Source organism: Niallia sp. FSL W8-1348, assembly GCF_038006745.1.
In the GTDB taxonomy this organism is placed as follows: Bacteria; Bacillota; Bacilli; order Bacillales; family Cytobacillaceae; genus Niallia; species Niallia alba.
The window spans coordinates 3,117,935-3,144,333 of record NZ_JBBOVV010000001.1; the positions used below are offsets into that span (position 1 = coordinate 3,117,935).

Sequence of the window (26,399 nt, forward strand, 5' to 3'; positions counted from 1 at the left end):
TCTGTTAGGATAGATGTCGTAGGGAACTTTAGTGTATAGTTTAAATCATACACGGAGGTTGATCGACATGAAAAGTAATAATGGTAAACGTTATACAAAGGAAGAGAAAGCATCAATTATTAAGAGAATGATGCCCCCCACTAATGAATCGGTTGGCCAATTAAGTGAAGAGTTGGGCATTACTGAACCCACGCTTTACAAGTGGAGAAAAGAGGCTAGATCATCTGGAAACCCCACACCCGGAGATGGACAAAGTTCTGAACACTGGAGCAGTGAAGATAAGTTTCTCATAGTTATGGAAACATACTCAATGAATGGTGCGGAGCTAGCGGAGTATTGTCGAAAAAAGGGACTTTATAAAGAACAGATTGACGCATGGCGAGATTCATGCCTTAATGCAAATGGGCGAGAATCTAGTCAAACAAAGCAGTTAAATCAAGAATTAAAAGAGGAGAAAAAGCGAGGAAAGGCATTAGAGAAAGATTTGCGTAAAAAAGAAAAAGCATTGGCAGAAGCTGCAGCCTTATTACTATTAAGAAAAAAGGCCCAAGCGATCTGGGGGGACCAAGAGGACGAATGATCAGCCCGTCAGATCGCGCACTAGCAGTAGAACTCATCCAAGAAGCAAACCAAAATGGTGCGCGATTAGCCCCGGCGTGTAAAGAATTGAACATTAGCGTTCGCACCTATGAACGCTGGATTTCAGAAGGTGGAATCAAGGAGGATCAACGCCCTATTGCGTTACGTCCAGAGCCAAAAAATAAATTAACGATAGAGGAAAAACAAGAGATACTGGAGGTTGTTAAAAAAGAGGAATTTGTAGACCTACCGCCTACTCAAATCGTGCCAAAATTAGCAGATCAATGCATTTATATCGCCTCCGAATCTAGCTTTTATAGAGTTCTTCGTGAGCATAAAATGCAAAATCATCGGGGAAGAAGCAAAAAGCCCGAGGGTAGATTACCAGAAAGTCATTTAGCAGTAGCCCCAAACCAGGTATGGACATGGGATATAACGTGGTTAAAAGGGCCGGTGAAAGGCTTGTTTTATCGACTCTACTTAATTATCGATATTTTTAGTAGAAAAATCGTAGGTTGGGAGATTTGGGAGTCAGAGGAGGCAAAACACGCTGAAGATTTAATGAAGAAGACGATTATTAGTGAAAAAATCCAAGGTAAACCACTCGTTTTACATTCCGATAATGGCAGTCCCATGAAAGCCGCAACATTTCAGGTATTACTTGAAAAATTAGGGATCCAAAGCTCTTATTCAAGACCAAGAGTAAGTAATGACAATCCCTATTCTGAAGCAATGTTTCGGACTCTGAAATATCGACCTGAATTCCCGTACAGAGGCTTTGAAACACTTGAGGCTGCACGTGAATGGGCATTAAGATTTGTGAATTGGTATAACTGTATACATTTACACAGTGGTATAAATTTTGTGACGCCAGAACAATGCCACACAGGTGCGCATATTGGGATACTGAAAAAGCGCAAAGAAGTTTATGAACTAGCGAAACAAAAGCATCCAGAACGTTGGACGCGCTCAACTAGAGACTGGAGTGCACATGATTCAGTGGCTTTAAACCCAATAAAGGACAAGATAGAAAAGGATGGAACAAAATAGCCCCACTGCGACTGAGCTTGAACTACCCATTCCCTTCTCATCAAAGAACAGAATGAATTCTGTTCTTTGATGAGAAGGCCACCAAGCAAAGCGCGGTAGTTACCCTTACGTTCTTACACTAGTAAACAAGTTAAATGCGACAACTATCTTGACAAACACCGCCTCTGAGTACTTTTAATGAAATTCGGGTATTAATAAGGTAATAGGGAGGTGATAGTTGATGGCGGAAAATAAAGGGAAGTCAGCTTCTAATAATCCACAAATGGATATGGATAATCCGGAACAATATCCTACAGAGAATGAGAGTATATTTGATAAGTTTGAGATAGAGCAGACGGTTGATCCTATTCCAATGGAAGATTTAAAAGAAGAGCTAAGAGAAGAAAAGGCAAAACATGTTACAAAAAATACGTCTTCAAGTGAAAAAAAATATAAAACAGGTATGTGACATAGAGGGAAGCAGAGGGACGGTTCTTTTGAGGTTATTAAAATAAAAAATCGAGACTTGATAAGTACTCGATTTTTTTGTTGTTATAGGTTTCTTTCTATGTGGTAAATATGTATATTGCAAATAAAAACACAAATAAAGATCAGAAGAGATTCTTCTGATCTTGAGAGAGTCGATTATTTTTTTGTGAAAACAACCTTATTTAAGCTGGAAATATTTATCCGGTCTCCTGTTTTTAGTGTAGTGGTTACACTAGTTACAGAGTAGTCATCTGATTTATTAGAAAGGATCTCATTTACTAACAAACTACTTCCTCTATAAATAATTAAATTGCCAGAACCGCTTGGTGTTGTTATTTTATATTTTCCTGGATTAATATCCTTCCCTACAGTCCAATATCCAGCATGGAGAGTATTTGATTTAACGTTGGATACTTGCTTAAACTGCACATTATTTAATCCTGCAATTTCAATGGAATCGCCATTTTTAATGTCGGTTGTCACAGCAATAACACCGAAATCATCTTGCTCGCTTGAAAGAATTTCGTTTATAAATCGATCGGTTCCCATTCCGATAAATAAATTGCCACTACCAGAATTAGTTGTAATTTTGTAACGACCAGCAGGAAGGTCTTTGCCTGCTTTCCATGTTCCTGCACTTAAGCTTTTTACATAAGGTACGGTTATCGTTGCAGTTGCGTTTTTTCCATTGGTAGTGGAAGCGGTAATTTTAGCCGTACCTGCACCTAGTGCGGTTACTTTTCCTTTGCTGTCTACTTTGGCTACTTTGTCATTCGATGTTTTCCATTTTACTGTTTTATTGGTTGTATTACTAGGACTAACTGTTGCAGATAAAGTTAGTGTTTTTCCTTTATCTAAAGTAGCGGCTGTTTTATTCACCTTTATTGATTTAGCAGCAACTGGGGCAGTAATTGTCACTTTTACCTTTACCTCTTTAGCTCCTTTCACTGAAGCTGTAATGGTAGCTGTACCTTTTTTCACCCCTGTTACTTTCCCTTTACTATCTACTTTTGCTACTTTGGTATTGGAAGATTTCCAGCTAACTGTTTTATCGGTACTATCTGAAGGGGAAACAGTTGCTTTGAGTGTTTCTGATTTCCCTTCTGTAATAGATAAACTAGTTTTATTTACTTTTACCGTTTTAGCAGAGACAGTGACTGCAACTGTTTTAGCAACTTTTGAGTTATCCTTGGCAGTAGCGGTAATCGTTGCTTTCCCATTAGCCACTCCTTTTATATTCCCTTTTGTATCAACCGTTGCAACTTTTGTGTTAGAACTTTTCCATTGCACCGTTTTATCAGCTGCATTTGCAGGTGTTATAGTAGCAGATACTTTGAATGTCTGATTCTTTGTGATATTTAAAGTAGACTTACTTAGTTTCAAATCAGTCGGTACAATTTTTGTAACAGTAACGGTAATGCTCTTCTTTATATTAGGATTGCCTTTTGCTGTTGCAGTGATTGTTGCATTTCCTGCTTTTACGGCTTTCACATTTCCGCTTGCATCAACTGTAGCTACTGCCGCATTATTTGTTGACCAGGTCAATCCTTTATTTGTAGCATTTGCTGGTTGTACTGTAGCAGTTAATTTTTCAGTTTGGTTTACTTTAAGCGAAACACTAGATTTATTGAAAGTAATGCTTTGTGGAATGATGTTTTTTCCGTAAAGCTTATTGTACCAATCATATAGTAGACGTATACTATGTCTCCTTTAGAGATAGTATCCGAATAAGGTTCGTCTTCTGGATAGAGGATATCCGTTCTTTTTTCATTATAGTTTTTATCGTAGATGCCTATATATACTACATCTTCTTCATCATCAGGATTATCAAAATTAATGGTTTAATTTCCTGCAGGTATATCGGTTCCAACTTCATAAAAACCATTGGATATTTTCTTTAAGTTAATTTTTGAAATAGACGCGACTTCTACTGGAGAAGAACCTCGGGATAGATCGAGTCCAACTATATCCCCTTTTTTTAAACTGGCAACAAATTGATTGGAACTATAGTAATTATCACTATCAATTTCTTCCTCAATAATTGTATAATCTCCTCGATCAACGTATAATTCTGCCGTACCACTGGAAATGGTAAATTTATTTAAACCTAGGGATAAATCCTTTCCTACAACATAAACCCCGGTTTTTAAAGTTTTAGCGGCAGCTTGTACATCGAGAGTAGTACTTCCTGACGCTAATGAAAAAACTAATAACAGCATAACAATAGCTTTCATAGCTAGATTCCTTTTCATTCGAACCCTTCTTCCAATAATAGATTAGTAGTATTACAGGATGATTATAAACGTTTTCATTGGAAAAATCATCAAAAAAAGGGAAGCAGAGGGACGGTTCGAGCCCACTGAAAAAGTCTTTTTTTTCGTGCGAAATGAAGAGCAAGCATATTTGAAAGTAAAATAAGGTTGGTTTGGAGAGGCGTCCGCTCGACTCCTATGGGAGCTGCGAGAAAGTCCGAGACCCCGCAGGAACGTAGTGACGAGGAGGCTTGGCGCTCGCCCCATGGAAAGCGAGCGGACGCCTCGGAAAACAAATCCATCATCTTATGTTTAAAAATGGCTATTGTCCATCATCATTAACTAGCCAGTTTTTCTGTGCCCTCGGACGGTTCCTCTGCTTCCCTTTTTTGGGGTACTAAATTAAAAGAGAAACGGTAGAACCGTCCCTCTGAGAGCGTTACTTACCTTCTAGTTTTTCCAAAGCAGATGCTGCAATTGCTGCGCAAATGTCCCCAACAGTGCTTAAGAGACCAAGAACAAAATCTATCACTTAGCAATCAGCTCCTTTGAGAAGATAATACCATAAAATGGAATGAATCTGCTAGTGATGCCTTTAAAAAAGAAATCACTAGAACTATCTCTCTGCGTCCCTCTAGAAAAACGAGCACCTGAGAAGTTCTTTCCCAGGTGCTCGTTTATCAAAAATTATCACATATCCCTATCTCTGTGGAAATGCTACCGTATATTGTTTAGGAATTTCTGTTTCTTTTCGTAATTGTGCAGCAGCTTCAATGGTCCAATATGGATTGCGAAGCATGCCTCTTCCAACTGCAACAAGATCTGCATCTTCGTTTCCGATAACAGAGTTTGCTAATTCTGGTGAGTCTAATCTTCCAACTGCAATAACTGGTACAGTTAATCCTTGTTTAAATGCACGAGCTAAAGGAACTTGGTATCCGACATGTGTTCCTGGTTTACCTGCAGCAGCAATTGGACCTTCTCCACCCGCACTGACATGGAAAATATCTACTCCAGCTTCTTCATACTTTTTAGAAAATGCAACACTGTCTTCAATATCATATCCACCCTCAACATATTCTTTACCAGAAACACGCATGATTAACGGCATATCTGCTGGCATTTCCTCTTTCACAGCTTTAATGATTTCTACACCGAATTTTGTTAGATCTTTGCCGTATTCATCTTCCCGTTTGTTTGTGTAAGCAGATTGGAACTGGTGAATTAAGTAACCATGAGCACCATGCAACTCGATTGTATCAAATCCAGCTTTAATAGCACGAGCAGCAGCCTGGCGGAATTTCTTTACCATGCCTTTTACTTCTTCTGTTGATAATTCTCTTGGTGTTTTTGACTTATCATCAAATGGAATAGCAGATGCTGATACTGGCTGTGGTGCGTCTTCTGCTTTTCTACCAGCATGGGCAATTTGAATACCTACTTTTGCGCCGTATTGATGACATGCATCTACAATGCGTTTTAATGGTGCGATATGCTCATCAGACCATAAACCTAAATCATTATCGGAAATACGACCATCGGGTTCTACATCGGTCATTTCAATAATGATTAACCCAGCTCCACCAATCGCACGACTTACATAATGTACATAATGCCAATCTGTTGCGATTCCATCTTTCTTCTCCACTGAATATTGACACATTGGAGGCATCACTACACGGTTTTTTAATGCTAATCCTTTATAAGAAAAAGGAGAAAATAGATCTTTCATATCCAAGCCTTCTTTCATTGAAATTTAATTGTTTGTCTAAAAATTACCACTAGCGATCGTTTAATTCAAATATTCTGCTTTCAACAAGAAATTATTATGCACAAAAGGGGGAAAAAGATCCGTTGTCTCCCTCTAGTATGTGTGGATTTTAGAACCTTAAATACTAGTAAAAAAAATTATCCATTAAGAGAAATCAATTTTAATATTAAAATATTTTAAATATACAGTAAATTAAAGGTATATTATTTTATCTTATTAATATGTTGTTATATAATGAATATAATTACTAAAATGCGGCTTCAAGTAAAAAAAAGGCGCAACTTCACAGAGGAAGACAATTGAATACTCAAATTATTGGGGGATGGAGATGATAAAGTGAAATTACGTTCCATTATCTGTTTTCTTAAAAGACGGCATAAATTTAGCTATTACTCCAATAAGTGTGTGCGTTGCGGCAAAAAAAGAGAGATATAAGTCTATAATAAATAAATGAATTAACTTTTATAATACTCTTGATAAGGAGTATTTTTTTGTTTTAAAAGTTATTTCTTGCTAAAACTAATGGTATTAGTTAAAATGAAAACTAATACCATTAGTTTTGTTGAGGAGGTTAATCTATTGAGAATAATCCAACGTAATTATTTATATCAGTTAACATTTCTGCCAATGATTTTTCCAGTAAACTGTTATCTGATTGAAGAAGGAGAAGAATTAACATTAATTGATGCTGCTTTACCTTTTAGCTATAAAAAAATTCTAGCGTTTGCGGAAGAAAGAAAAAAGCCAATTACGAAAATTATTTTAACCCATGCCCATGGTGATCATATTGGATCATTGGATGCTTTAAAAGAGAGACTACCGAACGCAAAGGTATATATATCGGTAAGAGATGCTCGAATATTGAGTGGGGATCATACCATTGATAAGGAAGAGGAGCCATTTGTTTTAAAAGGTGGCCTACCAAAAAATATTCAAACAAAACCAGACGTTTTAATAAAAGATGGTGAACAAATTGGTTCTCTGTTGTGCATTGCTTTACCAGGTCATACACCTGGGAGTTTTGGATTTCTTGATAAGCGAGATAATAGTTTGATTGTTGGAGATGCTTTTCAAACAAGAGGAGGCCTCGCTGTTAGCGGTCAATTTAGAGCTTTTTTTCCATTTCCAGCAATGGCTACTTGGAATAAAGCAGAAGCGATAAAGAGTGCAAAAAAAATACTTCCTCTTAATATAAGTCTTCTTGCCACTGGGCATGGAAACTTACTTGAAAATGCTCATCTATCCATTGAATCATTACTTGAAAGAGAAAGGGGATAACTATGTCACCACGAGCAGGGATAACAACCCAAGATATTATTACATCAGCAATAGAGATTGCCAATACAGAAGGGATAAAGGAAGTAACGATGGCTAACTTGGCGAAGCGACTTCGAGTTAAATCTCCTTCTCTTTATAATCATATTAGCGGACTACCCGATATTATGAATCTACTCACATTACGAGCTCTCGAAAACCTCTATCAAGTACTGAAACAAGCAGTTTCCCAGGTCAAAAAAGAAGTGGCGATTCATCCGTTAAGTATTGCTTACTTAACCTTTGCTAGAGAGCAGCCAGGATTATATGAGTTAACTATCGAATCCACTTCAAAGAAAGGGACAGAAATTACCGCTGCTGCCAATCAAATAATTGCATTGTTGACAGAAGTATTAAGCCCTTACAATTTAAGCAGGGAAGATACCATTCATGCTATTCGTGGCTTAAGAAGCATTCTCCATGGCTTTGCATCCATAGAAAACCATAATGGGTTTGGGATGCCGATAGATGTGAATGAAAGTTTTTATTATTTAGTTTCTACCTTTATAGAAGGCTTAGAAAGGCATTAAATCGTTTATCCCACCCTTAACGGACAGTAAGACTCCGCCCTCAAGCTTATGAGTATACGAGGAAGATTGGTGGGAGATCAACTGTCCGTAAAGGTCCGATTGGTTCGACTAACCATCAGTAGGGAGGAAGGAAACCCCCTACGGATGGAAGTTTCACTTTATTGGAGTCACTATTCGTAGTGGCTCTTTTTTTTGGAGAAAAATTTGCTGAGAAAACATATATGTGGTTTAAAAAAAAAGAACGTGTTAAAATAGTTCAGTCACTTAACTAATTAATGAAATATCCTCTATTAATAATAACGATAATATTCGCAATAGTAAATATACAGCGGCTAATCGATAACATTAGTCATTTTTTAAAGAACAAGACAGAAATAAGGTAGTGGATGCGGAGGGAAAGGAGTAAACTATGTCAATAAGGACAATTATAGCTGATAAAGACAACCGAATAAATGCCTGTATTCGTCATTATCTAAAAGCACATTCAGATATTGAAATTATTGATGAGTGTAATAATGGCAAGGACTTACTAGATAAATTTATCAAGTTCAAGCCAGATTTAATTATTACTGAGGTAAATCTGCCATTCAAGGATGGATTGGAAGTAATGCAACAGTGTTATAAATTATGTAAGGATGTTAACTTTATCTTTATTGCGGATTCTGAAGAGTATGCACTAACTGCATTAGAATTAGAAGCAATAGATTATCTAATGAAACCAATTAGGAATTTTCGCTTATCAAAATCGATTATAAAAGCAAAACAAATAATAAAAAAGCAAAAAGAGAATCAGGCATTCCACTCTATCAATAATTTGCCAGTTAAATATAGTAAGGGCATGTACTATATTAAAAAAGAAGAAATATATTTTATTGAGAAGATAGATAAGAAATGTGTTATCTATACAACTAGGGATGTATTTGAAACACGAGAAAATATCGGAGAGTTATTGCATCAATTGAATGGCTCATTTTGTCTGTCACATCGCTCCTATATTATCAATCTAGAAAAAGTCACGGAAATTAGTCCATATAAGGAAACATATATTGCTTCCTTTAATGGAGTTAATAGACAAGCGAAAATATCCAAGCTGAAAATTGATGAGGTCAAGAAAAGGGTATTGATGTTTTTATAAAAGTAGTTCTTTTTTATCTGTTAGTTAGAAATAAATATGTCGAAATGTGGAACATTTTGTAGAAGCTCTGAAATGTATCAAGTTCTGTTTAAAATGTATGCTTTTCATTCGTAAATGACTGAAAATACGTCTCAATGGCGGTATATCGAATAGACAATTAATGACAATTTCGGTACATTTACTTGTATGATTAGGTCAAATGGAGAGAATCAGGACTTTTAGTTTATTTTGGAGGATACCCTAAGTGGATATAATAAAAAGATTAAAAAGCCAAAATTTTTATCATGTATACCAGCCTATTTGGAATATAAAAGAATGGAAAATAATTGGATATGAATCATTGTTGCGTATTTCTGATGATCCAGACTTACCGTTAGAAACTTTTTTTGCTAATGCAAGAAAAGAGAATTATTTATCTAAATTAGATACCTTTCTTATCAACGATACGATTGAACACTACCAGACACTCTCAGCAAGAAGGAAGAAGCCACTATTTATCAATATATTTCCATCGACTCTATTAGATGAATTATTTGAATCGTTTATATTATCATTAGTAGAAAATTTTCCTGCTATGAAAGGCAAGATTATTTTCGAATTAAATGAAACCGTGCTAGATAGTGAATTATGGGATTTACCACTATTTAAAGAAAAACTCCAGTTTTTAAAGGAAAACCAGTTTCAGATTGCATTAGATGATTTTGGAAAAGGGGTCGCTAACTTTCAAAATATCATGGAGGTGTCTCCAGACTATCTTAAACTTGATCGCTATTTTTCTAATAATTTAGCCTTTTCTCCCGAAAAACAAAAAATAGTCCATTTACTAATGGACTTTGCAGATGAAAAGATGAAAGTTATCCTTGAGGGAATTGAAGAAGAGACAGATTTAGCTATGACAAAAGCACTTAAGGTTCCTTTTGGGCAAGGGTTTCTGCTAGGGAAACCAGAAATGTTAGTATAAGCTGATTATAATGAAAGGTCCATCTTTTTTCTTCTTCTACTCCTATTTAATAAAGAGAGTAATGGGTATAATATTGTTTTATCTCACTCTTAACGAGCAGCAAAACCCAACCGCAAGCTGCAGAAAATCGAGGAAGCTAAACTGCCCGTAAAGGTCCGATAAGTGCAACTAACCTCCACTGAGGGAAGTTTTCTTTATAGAAAAAGCTGTCGTAACACTTTGTTTAGATTTCGCTTTCTAACATGCGATTCAAACATTTGAGGGCAGCTATTTTTGTATAGCTAGGATGGGAGACCCGAGAGAATAGTTCAAAATGCCATTGGAATATTATAAGAAAGTAGTTATATTTTACTTAAAGACTTAGAGATATATGAGGGAGTATGGGACGAAAACCTTGTTGCTAGTAAAAGGAATAGATGGTTATGTTAAACTTTTTGGTTACTTTAGTTAGCATTTAGGACTCCTTAACTATACAATCATTACCCAGATGAAATGGGAGATAATCAAATGGATCATCAGGTGTAGTCTTATATAGAAAGGAGAAAGAATGGAAACGCTAACGATAGCGGTAGCTGAAGTAGATTCACATATAAGTTCTTTTTTACAAGAATCTATTGCTATACATTCTAGTTTTAAGATAATAGGTGAAGCAAAGACTGGTGAAGAATTATTAGAATTAATTTATCTGGAAAGACCCAATATTATTATTGTTGACTATGATTTACCCTCTATCCATTCCACTATTTTTAATAGCGCGTATAAGGATTATCTTCCCGCTTTTGAGTTGATTTTAATAGGAAGGGAAAAGAAGTTGGCAATAGAAGCATTCAATTATTCAGCAATTGGTTATTTATTCAAGCCTATTGAGGAATCACGACTGCTATCCCTTTTATATAAAATAAAAGAATCACATTCCATAATTAAAAGAACTACTCAGAACGGAAAAGACAAGAGAATTCTAATTAAGTTAAGCAATCGTTTTTTCTATTTGCGAATAGAAGATATACTATACATAGAGATAATAGCTCGAAAGACAATCATTCACACTGTAAAGTCATCTTATGAAACAACGGAGGCTTTTCTATCTTTTGTTGATCGATTACCTTGGTATTTTTATCGTACCCACCGTTCCTTCCTTGTAAACCTAAAGAGAATCACTCGAATTGAATTATTCGGTGAATCTTATTTGGCTTACTTCGAAGGAACAGATAAAAGCGCAAACATTTCAAAATTAAAAATTCGAGAAGTTCATTCGCTGCTTATTCGATAAGATTATTTGAAAGGAAAGAAGAGTCGAGGGACGGTCTTATTGAGGGCTGTTTTTCTGCTTTTTTACACATCGAGGCTCTTGTAATAACGAAATAGTCCTCACAAGAACCAGCCCCGAATTCGAACAAAAAGAACCGCCCCTCTGCTTCCCTTATTCCTTAATAAGAAGATAGATAAAATATGGTGCTCCTAAACAGGATAAAACAAGGCCGACTGGTATTTCTGAGCCAACTATTAGACTTTTTGCGACTATATCTGATGTTAAGAGCAGAAGGGCTCCTATTAGTGCTGCTACTGGTAGGAGTCGCTGATGTTTTGGACCGACAAGCATTCTTGCTAAATGTGGGGCAAGAAGTCCTAAAAAGGAGATTCCTCCGCCGACAGAAACACAAGCTCCTGAAAGTCCGACAGCAATGAGTAAAAGTATTCCTCGTTCTCTTTCAATGGAAACACCGAGTCCTTTTGCGAGGTTATCTCCTAACTGCAATAGATTAATTGATTGAAACTTACTCATTGCAATTGGAACTAGAATAAGGATCCAAGGTAAAAGGGCAAGAACATAACTCCAGCTTGCACTCCAGATACTCCCTGATAGCCAAATAGTTGCTTGGGTAAAATCACGAGGATCCATCATCAATTGAAAAATGATGATTAAAGCACCAAAAGCAGAATTAATTCCGATACCAACCAATACTAAGCGGACAGGTGTAACCCCATCTTTCCATGCGATTATGTATATTAAGGCGGCTGCAACTAATGCTCCAGCCAGTGCAAAAAATGGCATGATATAAACAGATAAGGGACCAGCTTGAAAAGAGCTTCCTTGAATAAAGAAGATATAAAGAATAACTGCGAAGCCAGCACCTGAATTGATACCAATAATCCCTGGATCCGCTAAACTATTTCTGGAAATACCTTGTAAAATTGCCCCGGCAATAGCCATTCCAATTCCTATTAAAATGGCAATGACTGTTCGTGGGAGTCTAAAATTATATAAAATATTAAAATTTTGAGTGGAGCCTTTGCCAGTAAAAGTTTCTATAACTTCTATTGGGCTAATTTTTATGGTTCCCATATTTAAACTAAGAAAAAATACAAAAATAATTGTCCCAATTAGAATAGCGCTAATGATATATAATTTCCTATTAGTTGAATTTGAAGAAAGCATTATAGACCTCTCCCTTCGCGACGTGCTAAATAAAGAAAGAAAGGAACCCCAATTATAGCAGTTATTGCTCCTAATGGTGTCTCAAAAGGAGGGTGAACTAAACGTGCAATTACATCTGACAGCACTAATAAAAGAGCACCTACAACTGCCGAACAAGGAATAATTAAACGATAATCCGATCCTACAATAAAACGAACGATGTGAGGAACAACAAGCCCTACAAAGCCTATTGTTCCACCGACTGCAACTGCAGCTCCAGTTAAAAGTAAAACAACAACGGTACCCAATAGTTTCACAAAACCAACTTTTTGCCCTAAACCTGCAGCAACGTCCTCCCCTAAACTTAAAATCGTAATGGATTTGCTAATGAAAAAAGCAAGAATTAATCCTAAAATTGCTATGGGAATAAGTAATTGAACATTAATCCATTGTACGCCTGCGACTCCCCCTGCATACCAAAAGCTAATATCCTTTGCAACATCAAAGCGAAGGGCGATGCCAGTTGAAATTGAACCAAGAAGTGCACTAATAGCAGTACCGGCAAGGGCTAATTTCATTGGTGTTAATCCCCTTTTGGAGAGAGCACCGATTAAAAACACTAAAGCCGAACCTAAACCTGCGCCAATGAAAGCAAATAACATAATCGTCATGTTTGAAACAAAAGGCATAAAAGCAAATGCAATAGATACAGTAAACATAGCGCCAGATGTTACACCCATTATAGAGGGAGAAGCAAGTGCATTTCTCGTCATCCCTTGCATTATCGCACCTGAAACAGCAAGACTTGCTCCGATAAAGGCTGCCGCAAGCGCTCTCGGCAAACGTAAACGATAAACGATTTGATGAGCGGTTGAAGTACTATCATAATGAAAAATCCCTTGCAAAACAGTTGAGAAGTTAATGTCAGCGACACCTAGTATGATGGACATGCAAATAGAAAAAAACAGCAAGATGAGTCCAATAATAATAACTAAAGTTGCTGCTTTTGGTCGAAATACCGTTGCTTTTTCACTTTCTATAGAATGACTTTTACTCATGAAGAACCCACTTTCCAATTAGGTAAAATAAAGATAATAATAATATGTAAATTGTCGAATAATAAATAACGGTGGTAAACTTTTTAATTAATTCTACTATAAAATTAGTTGAAAATCGATATTTATATTGAAAGTGATAATCGTTATCATTTATAATCTAGTTATATCATATTAGGAGGATACATAATGAACAACCGTAAAGTGAAGTTTGTATTATTTACATGCTTATTACTTGTCTTCACAGTGTTAGCAGCATGTGGAAATAATAATAGTAAGGAAGATAATGGAAATAAAGAGAACGGATCTTCCGAAGAAGCGAAGGATCGTACAGTAACAGATGCAATCGGAAATGAAGTAACAGTTCCAGCAGAGCCTAAAAGTGTTATTGGTTCTTATCTAGAAGATGACTTAGTAGCCTTAGGAGTTACTCCAGTTGCACAATGGTCCATTCAAGAAGGAAAAGGAGTGCAAGATTACCTTCAAGAATATTTAAAGGATGTTCCAACTATTGATTCTGCATTGCCATACGAAGCAGTATCTAGCTTTACTCCTGATTTAGTATTAATGTCTTCAGCTTCAGTAGTAGAAGGGGCGAAATATGATCAATATGCGAAGATTGCTCCAACATATGTAGTTGCCAAAGAAAATAATAATGACTGGCGTACTAGATTACAAACAATAGGGGATGTAGTAGGGAAAAAAGAGGAAGCAGAAAAAGTACTAGCTGACTATGATAAAAAAGCAGAAGAAGCAAAAGGGAAAATTCAAGAATCCATTAAGGATGAATCAGCAGCAGCAATCTGGCTTGTATCCAATCAATTATTTATTGTAGGAGAAAATGTATCAAGCGGTGCGGTATTATATGGAGATTTAGGGTTGAAAGTACCAGAAGTTGTAAAAGAAATTTCTGCTACAGCAACAGGTAACTGGTCAGCGATCTCATTAGAAAAATTAGCACAACTTGATGCAGATCATCTTTTCCTAATTAACAGTGATGGAGAAGGAGCAGAAGTATTAAAAGATTCCTTATGGTCCAATATTCCGGCCGTGAAAAACGGAAATATTTACGAATACAGCCCAGACTCAAGCTGGCTATACTCCGGTCCAATCGCTAACACACAAATCATTGACGACGTTGTGGAAAGTTTAGTGAAATAAGAGTATATACTCTTTGATTTTGTAGTGGAGGAAAGCAGGGGAACGGTTCTACTGAGGACATTTCTCTAAATTATAAACGCCAAGAAAAAGGGATGAATACTTTTTCTTGGCGTTTTATTTTTTCTAGGAATTTTAGTTTAAACAAATAAAACTCCATGAATTGTCCTCACAAGAACCGTTCCTATGATTCCCTTCTTCTATAATATCGAAATCTTGAAACGAGCATGTCCATTACGATTTGATAGATAAAGGAGTGGGTTTGGATATCTGTTTGATGTGGGAAGAGAATGGAATCGGCAACAAAATCGTAGTCATTTACCTTTGGATTGGAGGAGATGACGACGATTTTTGCTTTTGTGTTTTTAAATACATTTTTCTTAGGTGTTCCTGCCCGAAGTTGCTGTTTTTCTAAGAAGTTTCCTGAATTAGAAAAAATAATGATTAGCGTATCCTCTTCTGCTTCTGCAATGTATTCCTCTTGTTTAATATCGCTTTGAAAGGTTACAATAAATTTCCCATTATAAGCTAATTTATATTGTAGATCAAAGGCCGCTGATTCTGAGAATAATAAGCCAAATGAAGCAACATTTTTGAAATGAAGGATATCCCTTGCTAGTCTGTCAATAGCTTCTAAATCAATTTGCTTTTTGTATGCTTCAATATCTTTTATGATGGCATCAAAGTAGCTTTCTGTCCCTGATTTTTCAATAGAAGACAAGATATTAGAGATATAATTTAAATCATTTTGATATCGGTTCTCAATAAAAGGCGCTGCATCTTTTAAGTCAAAGTAGTCATCAAATCCGATAGAGCGTGCAAATTTCTTTATTAGAGCCTAACTTTGTAGGACTTGTAACGGAAAATGGAACTACTGTTGATTTTCTTGGCATTCCGACAGTTTTAATGACTTATTCTGGAACAGTAATTCCGGCAATTGTTGCCATTTATGTTTATTCTCACTTAGAGAAAATTTTAAAGCGCTTTATTCCAAAAAGCATTCAAATTTTTGCCCTCTCAATGGTTGCGTTGCTAATTATGGTACCCCGGTTTATCCGTTATGCCGCTATTCAAGAAAGATTGATTGGACCGGATGGAACTTATCCTGTGATTGGTCGTTCCAGTACATATCGATTTGGAGCATTTCAAGCTTTGGCTCAAGCAGCGCTGCAAGATTCCTTACCTACTAATGTCACGCCTGCTCAAGTAAGATGTGGTTTAACAGCTGTGGTTGAAAAGGGAATTCGTGCAGCTGGGACGTTTGATGAAAAAGGGTGGCTCTTGCCTGGGGTATGTGGACATCAACCTGCTTTAGCTGAATCCTATATTGGAATTGGAAGTTTATACCTTTGTTTAGCAGTATTTCTACCATTGGGGATTTCTGAAAATGCTGCTTTTTGGAAAGAGAAGGATACAGACTGGAGTAGTAAAAAAATATGGCAAGGGGAAGAAATTGCCATTGATCATAGTATCTAGAATTTCCATCTAGAATGTAAACAGAGTTACTGTAGGTAATAAAAAATTATTTGTTAAATTGGATCACTAGTGTTGCATAAATGTTGTTAGAATATTCAGTTTAAATATGTCCCCTGTTAAGAGCCAAAAAAGTAAATACCCAACTAAAGGTGGATCCATCCATTTGGAAATTTTTTTACAATTAGACTTAAGAGACGACGACAATTTGTTTATTAAGGAATGGTTTTTCCTTCAATCTTTCGAAGCCAAATATGTGCTGGTTTCCACAAAGCTGCCCGTAAATATCGGCTAATTTGTAGGGTTTTTCGTTTACTTTTTGTCTCGATTTGTGCGAGAACATGCAGGCAAAAAACAATAAGTGCGATAAACACTTGATTCTGAATTGCCCATTCGCTTTGGCCGTAAAACTTTTTGATATGGAGATGTTGTTTAATCCATTTGAAAAATAACTCAATCGCCCAGCGTGATTTATACATCTTTGAGATTTCTTCAGCACTTAAATCAAAACGATTTGTGATTAAATGAAGCTCATTTCCTTTTGAATCAATCACTTTTAGAAGACGAAAGTAATTTTCGGCACGGTTTTGCGTCGTACCAATCAACACCATTTGATCCGACAAAACAGATGTATTCTCGGGTAGTTTAAAATCGTAAACCTCCCGTATGACTGCGTTTTTTCGCAGCCTAGAAAGGAAAAAGTAGCCGTCATCTGTCATCCGATCAAAGCGTTCGTAGTCTAAGTAACCACGGTCAAACACATACATACATTCCTTGTCATCAACCATTACTTCAAGCTGACCGCGGTCATGTTCTTTGGCCGTTGTCATAATGGCCTTTTCGGGATAGGATATACCTTTTTCCATAAACACAAGGCGTAAGTGCAATTTAACACCCGCTTTTGTTTTGCGGAATTTTGCCCATTTATGATTAGTCAAATTGAGAGGCAATGTGCTTGAATCAATGATTTTTAATGGCATCACAAGTTTCGTGTTGTGCGTTTTGGCATGAATTTGTGAAACTAAATCAAGGAAAAGCTTTTGGAATAAGTCTGGATTCATGCCATTTAAACGGCGTGAGAGTTGGGAAATACTGATAGAATCAAGATCAATGCCCTTTTGCAGTTGATCATCGAAAAGACAATCGCTCAGCGCATGCAGACTTTCGACTTCTTCTAGCTGCGCAAAAAGTAATAATTTTAGAAATGACTCTGTCGTTAGTTTTTTCGTATAGAAATCTAATTTCAACGTTTTCACGTTTTCTTCAAATAATTGAAGATTTATTGGTGAAAACCATTGTCCAAATGAAGTTTTTCGTGTAATCTTGTCCATGCGATAGTCCTTTTTAGTGGATTTGGACGGGTTACCACCTAACTTATCCATTATAAAGGACTTTTTCTTTGCATAAAATGATAAAATTGAACATTTCAAGTATTTTTAATAGTTAAATTAAATTAACGCAACACTAGTGAAATTGGATAAATAAATTACTGATATAAGTCACGTTTTATAGGGAGTTTTTTAGCTCCCTATAAAACGTGTTCCATAAGGTTTTATCAGGAATGTGTAATTTCTTACATGTTCTACTTGAAGCATTGAATGACCTTAACGGATTTACTAATTGCCGAAAAGAAAATTTAAATATCTTTACTATAGAATATCTACAAAAAATGAATCGGTTGCCTCTATTAACCAAGAAAGATTATTATTGGCGAAGAAGATTGGTACGACAAGTGTGGTTGTAACTACGAAAAATGCAAAAACGGATACAATCGTTGTTAGGGTGACGAAATGAATGGTACATTGCTGTTCATTTTACAATAAAAAATAATTTTGGAATAAATCTTATAAAATACGAAGTTATTTCGTAAAGGCTTTTTATAAAGCTCGATTGCTAGAATGGCCAATCAGCGAGGAAGTAGTAATCTCACTGATTGGCCATTTTTATCCCACTTTTAATGGGCAGTCATCCCCACTGTTGGACGTTTGCTTTATTGTTCTTATTTAAATAGAAATACGATGGTTTCCATGAAAGAAAAAAGATAAAAAACATAGTATCATGCTACTTATCCCAATATTCCCCTAAAAAGGAGTCACCATTGCGGTAAAATCGTGGATCATATATGCCAATTCTATTATTATCATCTACAACTACAACAAAGGGTGACCATTTATAAAGAGTAGCTGCAGCAGGATTTTCTGCAAATAACAGATTAAGATCTGCCTCATTGCTAGAAGTAATTCGCTCCACGAAATCAGCCTTTGTTAGAAGCGAATCATTAATAATATCAATTGTATTGTCATTTTTGCCAATAACGGTAAAATGCCAAGGGACAAAGCTGGCGGATAGTGCAAGATCCTGATAATCCGTCTTATAATTTTTGTATAAAATAGAGCCTTGTATAGATTGAATAGCAATATGAAGCACAATTAGCACCCAGCCAATACGGAACAATACATGTGTTTTTACTTTAGGATAAAGCTTGGATCCGATAAATGTTAATAAAAAGATGAACCATATCACTAAATCAACGATAGGAACCGTACCGAAAGTTAATCGAACAGATGAAAATGGTTCGAGATAACCTGTTCCCCATGCATTAAACACATCACTAGTATTGTGGATAAATACTGCAAGAAGTGCAATGAAATAGGATTGAATTCCCTTTGTTTTAAATACCAAACGATTGATAATGTAAAAGAATAATGCCCATAGAGGAGCTAGAAAAATAGAGTGCGTAATTCCTCTATGCCACATCTGATATTGACCAGTAGTATCCCAAAGCTGTGATATAACATCAATATCAGGGATTTGACTGGCACCTATGGATGTAATAAGAAGGGCATATTTTTGTTTCTTATTCATTTTTTCTTTATTGACACTTTGATAGATTCCGACTCCAAATAAGGTATGTGTAATAGTATCCATATTTCCCCCGCTCTTGCAACGAATAATCTTTACTTTATCCCACTTTGACAGTAAAACTCCCTCCTCAAGCTCATGAGAATAAGAGGGAGATAGGTGGGAGATCAACTGTCCGTAAAGGTCCGATTGGTTCAACTAACCATCATTGGGATGAAGGAAAACCCCCACTGATGGAAGTTTCACTTTATTTTCTCTAATATTTCAATATATAGTTCGTTTTTGGTGGATGTTCTTTTATTCATCTTTACAAGGTGATACATCACAATGATGAAAAAGAAAATCCATGTGAATAGTTGTACAAAGAAATCAAATTCAGCATTTACTGTAATTTCTATGCTGAATATCCTCGGATTTTGAATGAAATACAAAAGGACTCCAGCGAATAGAGTAGAAAAAATAGCTATAATTGTGGCGGGAAGGGAGACTGTATTTCTTTGTGCCCTAAAATAGGCTAGTAAAAGCTCTCTTTTCTCCTTATCGATTTTAGTAAAGGCCTCTTTTATAAGCTCAAGGTTATCCACAAGATTATATTTTGGCTTGATGTCTTTAAAGAGATTTTGTTCTAGTCTTCTGCCGCCATTTCCTCCATCATCAACCCATTCTAAAAGGTTTTTATAATGTTTCTTTTTCCATCTTGTTTCACTATTAGAAAGAAGTTGTAAGAAGCTATCTAAAAGAAACATAATAAAGACAGAAAGCAGAATCGAAAAAATCCCATTGATAGCTGGTTGATTTAATACTTCCATTGCACTCATTATTGCTAATCCTAAAAATAATACAATAAAAATAAAAGTAGCCCATAGTATTCTGTTCATAAAATCATCACCAATACATGTTAATTTAAGTAATATTTAACTTTACTTTCATTATAGCAATTTATTGGAGGGAAACATAGGGACGGTTCGAGACTACTAAAATACGGCATAAATTGACGATTGAAAATAGCATAGTATTAAAATGGGATATTGTAATGGATTTCCGAGACGATTGCCATGCTTTCTGGGGCTATTTCGAATTTTCTCGCAGCTCCCATCGGAGTCGAGCGGGCGCCTTTCCAAACAAATCTTATTTTTATTTTTAAATAGGCTTGCTCTTCATTTCTTTCGAAAAAAAGACTTTTTTTAGTGCTCACATTCATTACACCTCATAGCAGAAACGGTTTCTCTTAAGAAAAAGGAAATGAGTCGAAATATATAGGTATAATTAACTATTGTTCCAATAAAAGGTATACCGTTCATTTTATTTTATGGTAATATTGTACTATTGTTGAAAAAATTTAATAAGAGGAGATGGGGAAATGAGAGAAGTAGTATTTTCGATGAATTTATTATTCTTTTGGATTAAGGGAAAAGTAGAAGTCGATAGTAGGTTTGTGAAAACAAATCTATCAAACACAATATTAGGATTTATTCCAGCAGGTAAAGACCAACAAAGCATTCCTTTAAAAAATATTTCTGGGGCTATTTTATCATCAAAATATCATATTAAACGCATTCTTTTAGGACTAATTATATTTTTTATAGGATTAGGTTCTTTAAGTTCCAGTATTTTTGGATTGATTATACTCCTAATAGGTGTAGGGATTGTTGGGAATGGTATACAAACTATACTTACAATTGAAAAATCAGGGACAACCAATGTTATTAGTGTTCCTTTTTTTGAAAAACAAAAGATGCAATTATTACAGGATAGTATACATAATGCCTTAGCAGAAGATACAGATAAAACAGATCTAAATTTATTTTTTGATAAAAAATCGCAAGAAGTATAAATTTATTTTCATGAGATTAGTGCTATTGTATCCATATTATTAATTGCAAAATGTGGCTTCTAAAAAGCTGTATACAAGTCTTTTTAGAAGCCCAATCAATTTTAAGCTATCAAAATTCAATCGAAATCCAACTGACTCTCATCACAAGAACGCCCTTTTATCTCTCTCAAACTTCGAATGAAACGACTTTGCCTTCGTTCACTGCAATCAACCCATAGTCTGTTATCTTTAGGGCGGGACTTACAGGCAAGGAAAGGGTACTTAAAGACATGATTACGTTGTAATGTTCATACCCTAATGACTTTAAAGCATCTGTTAACTTTTCTACTTGAGAAGCAATGACTGCTAAAGGTTCTTCAGAAAGGATGCCTCCAACTGGTAGTGGCACCATGGAAAGGATCTCTCCATTATGCACACAGCATATACCGCCTTGGTTTTTGATGACTTCATTTGCAGCGAGTTGCATGTCTTCTTTATTTTTCCCTACAACTAATAAGTTGTGATTATCATGGGAATAGGTGGTTGCGACAGCCCCTCTCTTTAGAATGTCTCCACCAATTAGGCCATGGGCTTTATTTTGATTTTTTCCGTAACGTTCAAATGTTTTCACTAAACAATAAGAGCTATCCATCCATTGCAATTTACCCGCCTTCACAGCCAGTGTATCTTGTCTTTCTTCTGTAAAAGTAGAGCCATTTTGCACATGAATGGTACGAACGGTTACACTATTCTTATCTGTGTCTATACGCACTTCAAAATCTTCTTCATGAAGTGGTGAGAGTTTTACACTTTCATAGAAAGAGGCAGGAAATTGTTTAGAACGAGCGCTCTGCACATATGGTAGTTTTTCATCAAACACCTTTTCGCCATCTTTATACACAGCATCAATGGAAAAGTCCGCTATATTACTGACTACCACAAAATCAGCGATTTTACTTGGTGCAATGACCCCTCTATCATACATTCTCATTCGTTGAGCAGGAGTATAGGTGCAAGCATAAATGGCATCCTCAATAGACATTCCCATCGAAATAGCTTTCTTCAGTAATACATTTAAATGACCCCTTTTTTGAAGGGAATCAGCCATAACATCATCCGTAACAAAGCAGAAATGTTCTTTTACTGGATTTTCGATGAGATACTCGATTACTTCTGGTGTCATCGATTTCTCTTGAATTTCTAAAAACATCCCAATTCCAATTCTTTCCTTCATGCCCTCAACTGTTTGGTGAGTATGGTCAGAACCAACGCCAGCGAATGCTAGGCCTTGTAATTCCACATCTAACAATTTAGGAACATGACCTTCAATGATTAGTTCAGGATAGTTTTCGCGAACAAAATCTAGAATTTGATTGGTTTTGCAATCAGGCTTTGTAAGAACATCATAGTAATTCATAATTTCGCCTAAACATTTGATAGTTTCTGTCTGCAACAACTCTTCCATATCTTCTATATCAATGGAACCACCTGTAGTCTCCATTGAAGTAGCAGGAACAGAGCTTGGGATACCGTAAAACATATCGACCACTTCATTTTTGCTTGCTTTTATCATTTCTTTCACACCGGAAATTCCAAATACATTGGCCATTTCATGGGGTTCCGGAATGATCGTTGTTACCCCATTTTTTATTAATCCGTAGGAAAATGTTGCAGGTGTTACCATTGTACTTTCGATATGCAGATGAATATCAATTAAGCCTGGTACAATGTATTTTTCAGTAGCATCAACAATCTCCCTTGCTTGGAAAAATTCTTGCCCCTTTTTTCCGATATAAAAGAACTTACCATCCTTGATGGCAATATTTTCTTTTCTAAATTGTTTAAAATAACTATTGAATACTGTTCCGTTTAAAACGAGTGTATCAACTTGCATGAAAACCCCCTCCTTTATTCCACAAGCACCATTTGATTTTGTGGAATAATTACCGTTACTTCTTGTCCGTTTTTAAATGGTTGAACCATTTCTTTATTAATCGTGAAATTACCGAGGGCCGTTTCCACCACATATTGATAGCTTCTGCCAAGGAATGTTGTAATTTTGATTGTTCCATTCATGCCGTTTTTTGGGATAGCGGTTGAGCTTGGTTCCATCATAAAATCATCGGGGCGGATGGCACCAACTTTTTTATTTGGATTTTCCATATGGGCATGGCGATCTATTCTAAATACTAATCCAGCTTTTTCAAGTTCGATATAATCCTTGTGATCGGTGCGTTTATCAAATGTAATAAAGTTTTTAAATCCAATAAAGTCAGCGACGAATTTCGTTTCTGGATATTTATAAATGGTTGCAGGGTCGCTTAGCTGTTCAATGACCCCTTTATTCATAATCGCAACTTGATCTGATATGGAGAAGCATTCCTCTTGATCATGAGAGACATAAACTGTAGTTATTCCAAGTTCCTGCTGAATTCTGCGGATCTCGACTCTCATATTAACGCGAAGGTTCGCATCTAGATTACTTAACGGTTCATCAAATAATAGAATGTCTGGTTCGATAACTAACGCTCTTGCAATCGCAACTCGTTGTCTTTGACCACCAGATAATTCGCCAGGAAAGCGGTGTTCAAATCCTCTTAAGTTTACAATTTCTAGCATATTTTGAACCCGTTTCTCGATTTCCTTTTTGCTAACTTTACGTAAACGCAGGCCGAAAGCAATATTGTCAAAAATGGAAAGGTGGGGAAAGAGTGCATAGTTTTGAAAAACAAAGCCAAAATTCCGTTTGTTCACAGGAACCCTTGTATAATCTTTATCTTGAAAAATAAATTTCCCTTCACTCGCTTCTAAAAATCCAGCAATCAAGCGCAAAGTCGTTGTTTTTCCACAACCACTTGGTCCTAATAAAGAAACAAGCTGTCCTTTTTCAATACTTAAATTAAAATCTTCTAATATATTTTTCTTTTCATAAGCGACAGATACATTTTCTAAAGTAAATAAAGCCATTTTTATCCTCCATTATCTTTTCGTGAAATAAGACAAGCCCATTAATCTTTCGACTGCAAACATAAAGATGGCAGTAAGGAACATTAATAGAACAGAGATGGCTGCAACAGTAGGATCAAAGTAATTTTCTACATAGAGCAGCATTTGAATAGGGAACGTACTTACACCAGGTCCAGTCATATAAACGGAAATATCTACATTATTAAAGGACTCTAAAAAGGCAATCATGACAGCGGCAATAATACCGGATTTAATATTCGGCAATACCACGCTAAAGAATGTTCCGATTCGAGTCCCGCCAAGACTAAGTGCTGCTTCTTCTATAGAAAAATCAAAGTTTGCTAGACTAGAAGAAATCACGCGAATAATAAATGGCAGCATGATGACCGTATGACCAATAAATAGGGATAAATAAATAGGAAGGTTGTAGGTCACAACAATATAGCGTAAAAAAGAGAAACCTAGAACAATTCCTGGAATAAGAATCGGAGAAACAAAGATAGCATTGATGATTCCTTTGCCAGCAAAGTTGAAGCGGCTCAGTGCATAAGCTGCTGGTACTCCGAGTAATAAAGCTAAAATATTTCCAGCTAGGGAAACAATAATGGATGTTTTAAAGGTGCTTAAAAACATCTCGACTTTAAAAATATTTTCATACCATCTAAAGGAAAACTCTTCTGGAGGGAATTTCAGAATGCTTCCACTCTCAAAAGAGGTAATCGATATTATTACAAGTGGTCCAAGTAAAAAAATAAAAACGAGGATAGTAAATAGGGCCAATCCTCTATGTTTTTCCTGCATACACGTTTACCCCTTTGGATTTAGTTTTTTTGCAACACCATTCATGATTGCAATAATGATAAAGGTACAAATAATCATTATTGTTGCTACAATGGAGGCAAGCTTCCAATCATTTAGGGTAATTGCATTTTGATAAAGAAAAGTGGAAATAACCCGTTGTTTTCCACCTAGTAAAGCAGGTGTTGTATACGCAGTAAAGCTTCCTACAAACACTAAAATACTCCCAATAACAAGGCCAGGAACACATAATGGCACAATGATTTTCATAAATGTCGCAATTTTGGAAGCACCAAGGCTTTCTGCTGCACGCAGTAAATCACTGTCGATATTCTCCATTACGCCGACGAGTGTTACGATTATTAATGGAAGAAAAAGGTGAACCAGACCGATAATAATGGCATTTGGCGTATATAAAATGTTCAGTGGTTCTTGAATAAGGCCTAGGTTCAATAACGTTTTATTTAGCACGCCATTCTTCCCAATAATAATCATCCAACTAAAGGAGCGAACAACAGGGCTTGTCAGCAATGGGAAAATGGTAAACAACAAGAGAATGGCTTTCCTTTTGCTAGGTAGCTTTGCAATATAATAGGAAACCGGAAAACCAATTAAAATACAGATAAAGGTAGTGAGTAAACTAACGCGTAAAGTAGTAAGTAGGATATCGATAAAGTATTTATCCTTAAAAAAATCGATATACCCTTGTAAACTAAAGGTTCCTTCGTCATTGAATGTTGTCCCAATCATAGAAAGGATTGGAATTACTAAAAAAATCGTTAAAAATAATACACCAGGTAACAAGAGTAAATATAAATATCGTTTCTTCAAGACGTCACTCCCTTTCCTCAAAGTGACCATTTAAAATGTCGATAAACATCTGGAAGAAGGCATCATCATCTACCTTTAAGGAAACATATAAGTTCGCTTCCTTATTTAGACGATTTTGGAAATCACAGACGAGTTGACCATCGCATAACTCACTTTTCGTTTCAATATCGACGAAATACTTTTCTGTTTCTACGATTCTTTTGTTTATGGCAATTCCAACTGCTAGTGGATCATGCATAGCACAAGCATGGATTCCATAGCGGTTATAGTATTTCTGTTGATAGTCATTTGTGCTTTGCGTAATATAATCTTTTAAAGGTTTATCCATTATTAAATCAAGATGGTTTTTCGTTAAAAGTGCTTTTCTTGTTACATCCAGACCAACTTGAGTGATGGAAGAAAAGCCTGCATGTAAGACAATTTTTGCCGCTTCAGGATCAACATAGCTGTTGAATTCGGCAGTTGGCGTCACATTGCCAGGTCCTTTTATTACACCACCCATGAAAATAACTTCCTTTACGTGATTCGTAATTTGCGGGCATTTTTTAACGGCTAGTGCTAAATTCGTTAATGGTCCAGTCATCACCAATGTTACTTCACCAGAAAAGCTTAAAATGGAATTAATCAAAAAGTCAGGAGCAAAGCCGTCACTCACAGGGTGAGTAACAGCTGCCTCCTTTAGTGCTCCGCCTAAACCATCTTCTCCGTGAATGCGGTGTTCAAAGAAAGCTTCCCGAAGGAGTGGAGTGGCAGCACCTTTTATAACAGGGATATGATCAGCTCTAACTAAATCTAGTATTTTACATGTATTTGTAGTGGCTTGTTCTAAGGAGACATTTCCATTCACGGTTGTAATCCCCAAAATATCAAATGCTTTACTTTTTACTGCTAGTAGAATACCAATTGCATCATCAATGCCAGTGTCTACATCCAATATTAGCTTTTCTTTCATGATGACCCTCTTTT

Annotated in this window: 24 protein-coding genes and 1 pseudogene; 11 read left to right on the top strand and 14 right to left on the bottom strand. The window is 36.0% G+C overall.

Annotated features, from left to right (window positions below; translation table 11 throughout):
- The first annotated feature begins 67 nt into the window (after positions 1-67).
- A pseudogene (locus tag NST60_RS14790) lies at positions 68-1,629 on the top strand (IS3 family transposase).
- 220 nt (positions 1,630-1,849) lie between these two features.
- The gene (locus tag NST60_RS14795) at positions 1,850-2,077 is read left to right on the top strand and encodes a hypothetical protein (RefSeq protein ID WP_169189254.1); all 228 of its coding nucleotides are present in this window, start codon (positions 1,850-1,852) and stop codon (positions 2,075-2,077) included.
- A 176-nt stretch (positions 2,078-2,253) separates the two neighbouring features.
- Here the strand turns inward: NST60_RS14795 and NST60_RS14800 are convergent, their stop codons facing one another.
- From NST60_RS14800 to NST60_RS14810, 3 genes are all read right to left on the bottom strand, one after another.
- Positions 2,254-3,795 carry an Ig-like domain-containing protein gene (locus NST60_RS14800; protein ID WP_341099867.1) on the bottom strand — a complete coding sequence of 514 codons (1,542 nt, stop codon included), beginning with the start codon at positions 3,793-3,795 and terminating at the stop codon, positions 2,254-2,256.
- A 143-nt stretch (positions 3,796-3,938) separates the two neighbouring features.
- Positions 3,939-4,349 carry a hypothetical protein gene (locus NST60_RS14805; RefSeq protein ID WP_224428095.1) on the bottom strand — a complete coding sequence of 137 codons (411 nt, stop codon included), beginning with the start codon at positions 4,347-4,349 and terminating at the stop codon, positions 3,939-3,941.
- 700 nt (positions 4,350-5,049) lie between these two features.
- On the bottom strand, positions 5,050-6,081 hold the full coding sequence (locus tag NST60_RS14810; protein ID WP_224428094.1) for an NADH:flavin oxidoreductase/NADH oxidase: 1,032 nt from the start codon (positions 6,079-6,081) through the stop codon (positions 5,050-5,052).
- A gap of 618 nt (positions 6,082-6,699) precedes the next feature.
- Here NST60_RS14810 and NST60_RS14815 point away from each other — a divergent pair.
- The 5 genes from NST60_RS14815 to NST60_RS14835 all read left to right on the top strand — a co-directional run bounded on the left by NST60_RS14815 (position 6,700) and on the right by NST60_RS14835 (position 11,330).
- The gene (locus tag NST60_RS14815) at positions 6,700-7,398 is read left to right on the top strand and encodes an MBL fold metallo-hydrolase (protein WP_212118393.1); all 699 of its coding nucleotides are present in this window, start codon (positions 6,700-6,702) and stop codon (positions 7,396-7,398) included.
- A 2-nt stretch (positions 7,399-7,400) separates the two neighbouring features.
- Complete coding sequence (locus NST60_RS14820) at positions 7,401-7,964, top strand: TetR/AcrR family transcriptional regulator (RefSeq protein WP_169189249.1); 564 nt, start codon at positions 7,401-7,403, stop codon at positions 7,962-7,964.
- Positions 7,965-8,373: 409 nt separating this feature from the next.
- Entirely contained in the window at positions 8,374-9,099 is a 726-nt protein-coding gene (locus tag NST60_RS14825) for a LytR/AlgR family response regulator transcription factor (protein WP_169189248.1), read from the top strand.
- Positions 9,100-9,343: 244 nt separating this feature from the next.
- Positions 9,344-10,060: an EAL domain-containing protein gene (locus tag NST60_RS14830; RefSeq protein WP_169189247.1), complete on the top strand. Its 717-nt coding sequence runs from the start codon at positions 9,344-9,346 to the stop codon at positions 10,058-10,060.
- 547 nt (positions 10,061-10,607) lie between these two features.
- Complete coding sequence (locus NST60_RS14835) at positions 10,608-11,330, top strand: LytR/AlgR family response regulator transcription factor (protein ID WP_169189246.1); 723 nt, start codon at positions 10,608-10,610, stop codon at positions 11,328-11,330.
- Between the two features lie 150 nt (positions 11,331-11,480).
- Here the strand turns inward: NST60_RS14835 and NST60_RS14840 are convergent, their stop codons facing one another.
- The gene (locus NST60_RS14840; RefSeq protein ID WP_341099208.1) at positions 11,481-12,497 is read right to left on the bottom strand and encodes a FecCD family ABC transporter permease; all 1,017 of its coding nucleotides are present in this window, start codon (positions 12,495-12,497) and stop codon (positions 11,481-11,483) included.
- A complete protein-coding gene (locus NST60_RS14845) occupies positions 12,497-13,534 on the bottom strand; it encodes a FecCD family ABC transporter permease (RefSeq protein WP_169189244.1) in 1,038 nt (345 codons plus the stop codon). Before NST60_RS14845 ends, NST60_RS14840 begins: the two co-directional genes overlap by 1 nt.
- A gap of 186 nt (positions 13,535-13,720) precedes the next feature.
- On the opposite strand from NST60_RS14845, the gene NST60_RS14850 reads away from it, so the two are divergent.
- The gene (locus NST60_RS14850) at positions 13,721-14,692 is read left to right on the top strand and encodes an iron-hydroxamate ABC transporter substrate-binding protein (RefSeq protein ID WP_224428093.1); all 972 of its coding nucleotides are present in this window, start codon (positions 13,721-13,723) and stop codon (positions 14,690-14,692) included.
- Positions 14,693-14,873: 181 nt separating this feature from the next.
- On the opposite strand, the gene NST60_RS14855 is transcribed toward NST60_RS14850, so the two are convergent.
- On the bottom strand, positions 14,874-15,410 hold the full coding sequence (locus tag NST60_RS14855; RefSeq protein ID WP_169189242.1) for a hypothetical protein: 537 nt from the start codon (positions 15,408-15,410) through the stop codon (positions 14,874-14,876).
- A gap of 95 nt (positions 15,411-15,505) precedes the next feature.
- Here NST60_RS14855 and NST60_RS14860 point away from each other — a divergent pair, with 95 nt between their 5' ends.
- On the top strand, positions 15,506-16,165 hold the full coding sequence (locus NST60_RS14860; protein ID WP_205835669.1) for a DUF2264 domain-containing protein: 660 nt from the start codon (positions 15,506-15,508) through the stop codon (positions 16,163-16,165).
- 212 nt (positions 16,166-16,377) lie between these two features.
- Here the strand turns inward: NST60_RS14860 and NST60_RS14865 are convergent, their stop codons facing one another.
- Positions 16,378-17,493, bottom strand: coding sequence for an IS4 family transposase (locus tag NST60_RS14865; RefSeq protein ID WP_100525938.1), 1,116 nt, complete (start codon positions 17,491-17,493; stop codon positions 16,378-16,380).
- Between the two features lie 289 nt (positions 17,494-17,782).
- Here NST60_RS14865 and NST60_RS14870 point away from each other — a divergent pair, with 289 nt between their 5' ends.
- Positions 17,783-17,956, top strand: coding sequence for a pilus assembly protein N-terminal domain-containing protein (locus NST60_RS14870; RefSeq protein WP_169189241.1), 174 nt, complete (start codon positions 17,783-17,785; stop codon positions 17,954-17,956).
- A 267-nt stretch (positions 17,957-18,223) separates the two neighbouring features.
- Here the strand turns inward: NST60_RS14870 and NST60_RS14875 are convergent, their stop codons facing one another.
- Positions 18,224-19,090: a metal-dependent hydrolase gene (locus tag NST60_RS14875; protein ID WP_169189240.1), complete on the bottom strand. Its 867-nt coding sequence runs from the start codon at positions 19,088-19,090 to the stop codon at positions 18,224-18,226.
- 176 nt (positions 19,091-19,266) lie between these two features.
- Positions 19,267-19,902 carry a hypothetical protein gene (locus NST60_RS14880; protein WP_224428091.1) on the bottom strand — a complete coding sequence of 212 codons (636 nt, stop codon included), beginning with the start codon at positions 19,900-19,902 and terminating at the stop codon, positions 19,267-19,269.
- Positions 19,903-20,384: 482 nt separating this feature from the next.
- Here NST60_RS14880 and NST60_RS14885 point away from each other — a divergent pair, with 482 nt between their 5' ends.
- Complete coding sequence (locus NST60_RS14885; RefSeq protein ID WP_169189238.1) at positions 20,385-20,858, top strand: hypothetical protein; 474 nt, start codon at positions 20,385-20,387, stop codon at positions 20,856-20,858.
- 166 nt (positions 20,859-21,024) lie between these two features.
- Here the strand turns inward: NST60_RS14885 and NST60_RS14890 are convergent, their stop codons facing one another.
- Genes NST60_RS14890 through NST60_RS14910 form a run of 5 tightly spaced genes read right to left on the bottom strand, consistent with a single transcriptional unit; the run spans position 21,025 to position 26,385 of the window.
- Positions 21,025-22,731 carry an adenine deaminase C-terminal domain-containing protein gene (locus NST60_RS14890; RefSeq protein ID WP_224428089.1) on the bottom strand — a complete coding sequence of 569 codons (1,707 nt, stop codon included), beginning with the start codon at positions 22,729-22,731 and terminating at the stop codon, positions 21,025-21,027.
- A 14-nt stretch (positions 22,732-22,745) separates the two neighbouring features.
- A complete protein-coding gene (locus NST60_RS14895) occupies positions 22,746-23,804 on the bottom strand; it encodes an ABC transporter ATP-binding protein (RefSeq protein ID WP_224428088.1) in 1,059 nt (352 codons plus the stop codon).
- 12 nt (positions 23,805-23,816) lie between these two features.
- Positions 23,817-24,605: an ABC transporter permease gene (locus NST60_RS14900; protein WP_016202054.1), complete on the bottom strand. Its 789-nt coding sequence runs from the start codon at positions 24,603-24,605 to the stop codon at positions 23,817-23,819.
- 6 nt (positions 24,606-24,611) lie between these two features.
- A complete protein-coding gene (locus NST60_RS14905) occupies positions 24,612-25,433 on the bottom strand; it encodes an ABC transporter permease (RefSeq protein ID WP_016202055.1) in 822 nt (273 codons plus the stop codon).
- A 4-nt stretch (positions 25,434-25,437) separates the two neighbouring features.
- On the bottom strand, positions 25,438-26,385 hold the full coding sequence (locus NST60_RS14910; RefSeq protein ID WP_224428087.1) for a nucleoside hydrolase: 948 nt from the start codon (positions 26,383-26,385) through the stop codon (positions 25,438-25,440).
- Positions 26,386-26,399 lie beyond the last annotated feature (14 nt).

What these genes read in the sequence shown, in the direction of transcription:
- NST60_RS14820 (WP_169189249.1), top strand. Translation starts at nt 7,401, where the DNA reads ATGTCACCACGAGCAGGGATAACAACCCAAGATATTATTACATCAGCA.
- NST60_RS14910 (WP_224428087.1), bottom strand. Translation starts at nt 26,385, where the DNA reads ATGAAAGAAAAGCTAATATTGGATGTAGACACTGGCATTGATGATGCA.
- NST60_RS14875 (WP_169189240.1), bottom strand. Translation starts at nt 19,090, where the DNA reads ATGGATACTATTACACATACCTTATTTGGAGTCGGAATCTATCAAAGT.
- NST60_RS14825 (WP_169189248.1), top strand. Translation starts at nt 8,374, where the DNA reads ATGTCAATAAGGACAATTATAGCTGATAAAGACAACCGAATAAATGCC.
- NST60_RS14810 (WP_224428094.1), bottom strand. Translation starts at nt 6,081, where the DNA reads ATGAAAGATCTATTTTCTCCTTTTTCTTATAAAGGATTAGCATTAAAA.
- NST60_RS14900 (WP_016202054.1), bottom strand. Translation starts at nt 24,605, where the DNA reads ATGCAGGAAAAACATAGAGGATTGGCCCTATTTACTATCCTCGTTTTT.
- NST60_RS14895 (WP_224428088.1), bottom strand. Translation starts at nt 23,804, where the DNA reads ATGGCTTTATTTACTTTAGAAAATGTATCTGTCGCTTATGAAAAGAAA.
- NST60_RS14840 (WP_341099208.1), bottom strand. Translation starts at nt 12,497, where the DNA reads ATGCTTTCTTCAAATTCAACTAATAGGAAATTATATATCATTAGCGCT.
- NST60_RS14890 (WP_224428089.1), bottom strand. Translation starts at nt 22,731, where the DNA reads ATGCAAGTTGATACACTCGTTTTAAACGGAACAGTATTCAATAGTTAT.
- NST60_RS14795 (WP_169189254.1), top strand. Translation starts at nt 1,850, where the DNA reads ATGGCGGAAAATAAAGGGAAGTCAGCTTCTAATAATCCACAAATGGAT.
- NST60_RS14865 (WP_100525938.1), bottom strand. Translation starts at nt 17,493, where the DNA reads ATGGACAAGATTACACGAAAAACTTCATTTGGACAATGGTTTTCACCA.
- NST60_RS14835 (WP_169189246.1), top strand. Translation starts at nt 10,608, where the DNA reads ATGGAAACGCTAACGATAGCGGTAGCTGAAGTAGATTCACATATAAGT.
- NST60_RS14880 (WP_224428091.1), bottom strand. Translation starts at nt 19,902, where the DNA reads ATGAACAGAATACTATGGGCTACTTTTATTTTTATTGTATTATTTTTA.
- NST60_RS14845 (WP_169189244.1), bottom strand. Translation starts at nt 13,534, where the DNA reads ATGAGTAAAAGTCATTCTATAGAAAGTGAAAAAGCAACGGTATTTCGA.
- NST60_RS14885 (WP_169189238.1), top strand. Translation starts at nt 20,385, where the DNA reads ATGAGAGAAGTAGTATTTTCGATGAATTTATTATTCTTTTGGATTAAG.
- NST60_RS14805 (WP_224428095.1), bottom strand. Translation starts at nt 4,349, where the DNA reads ATGAAAAGGAATCTAGCTATGAAAGCTATTGTTATGCTGTTATTAGTT.
- NST60_RS14850 (WP_224428093.1), top strand. Translation starts at nt 13,721, where the DNA reads ATGAACAACCGTAAAGTGAAGTTTGTATTATTTACATGCTTATTACTT.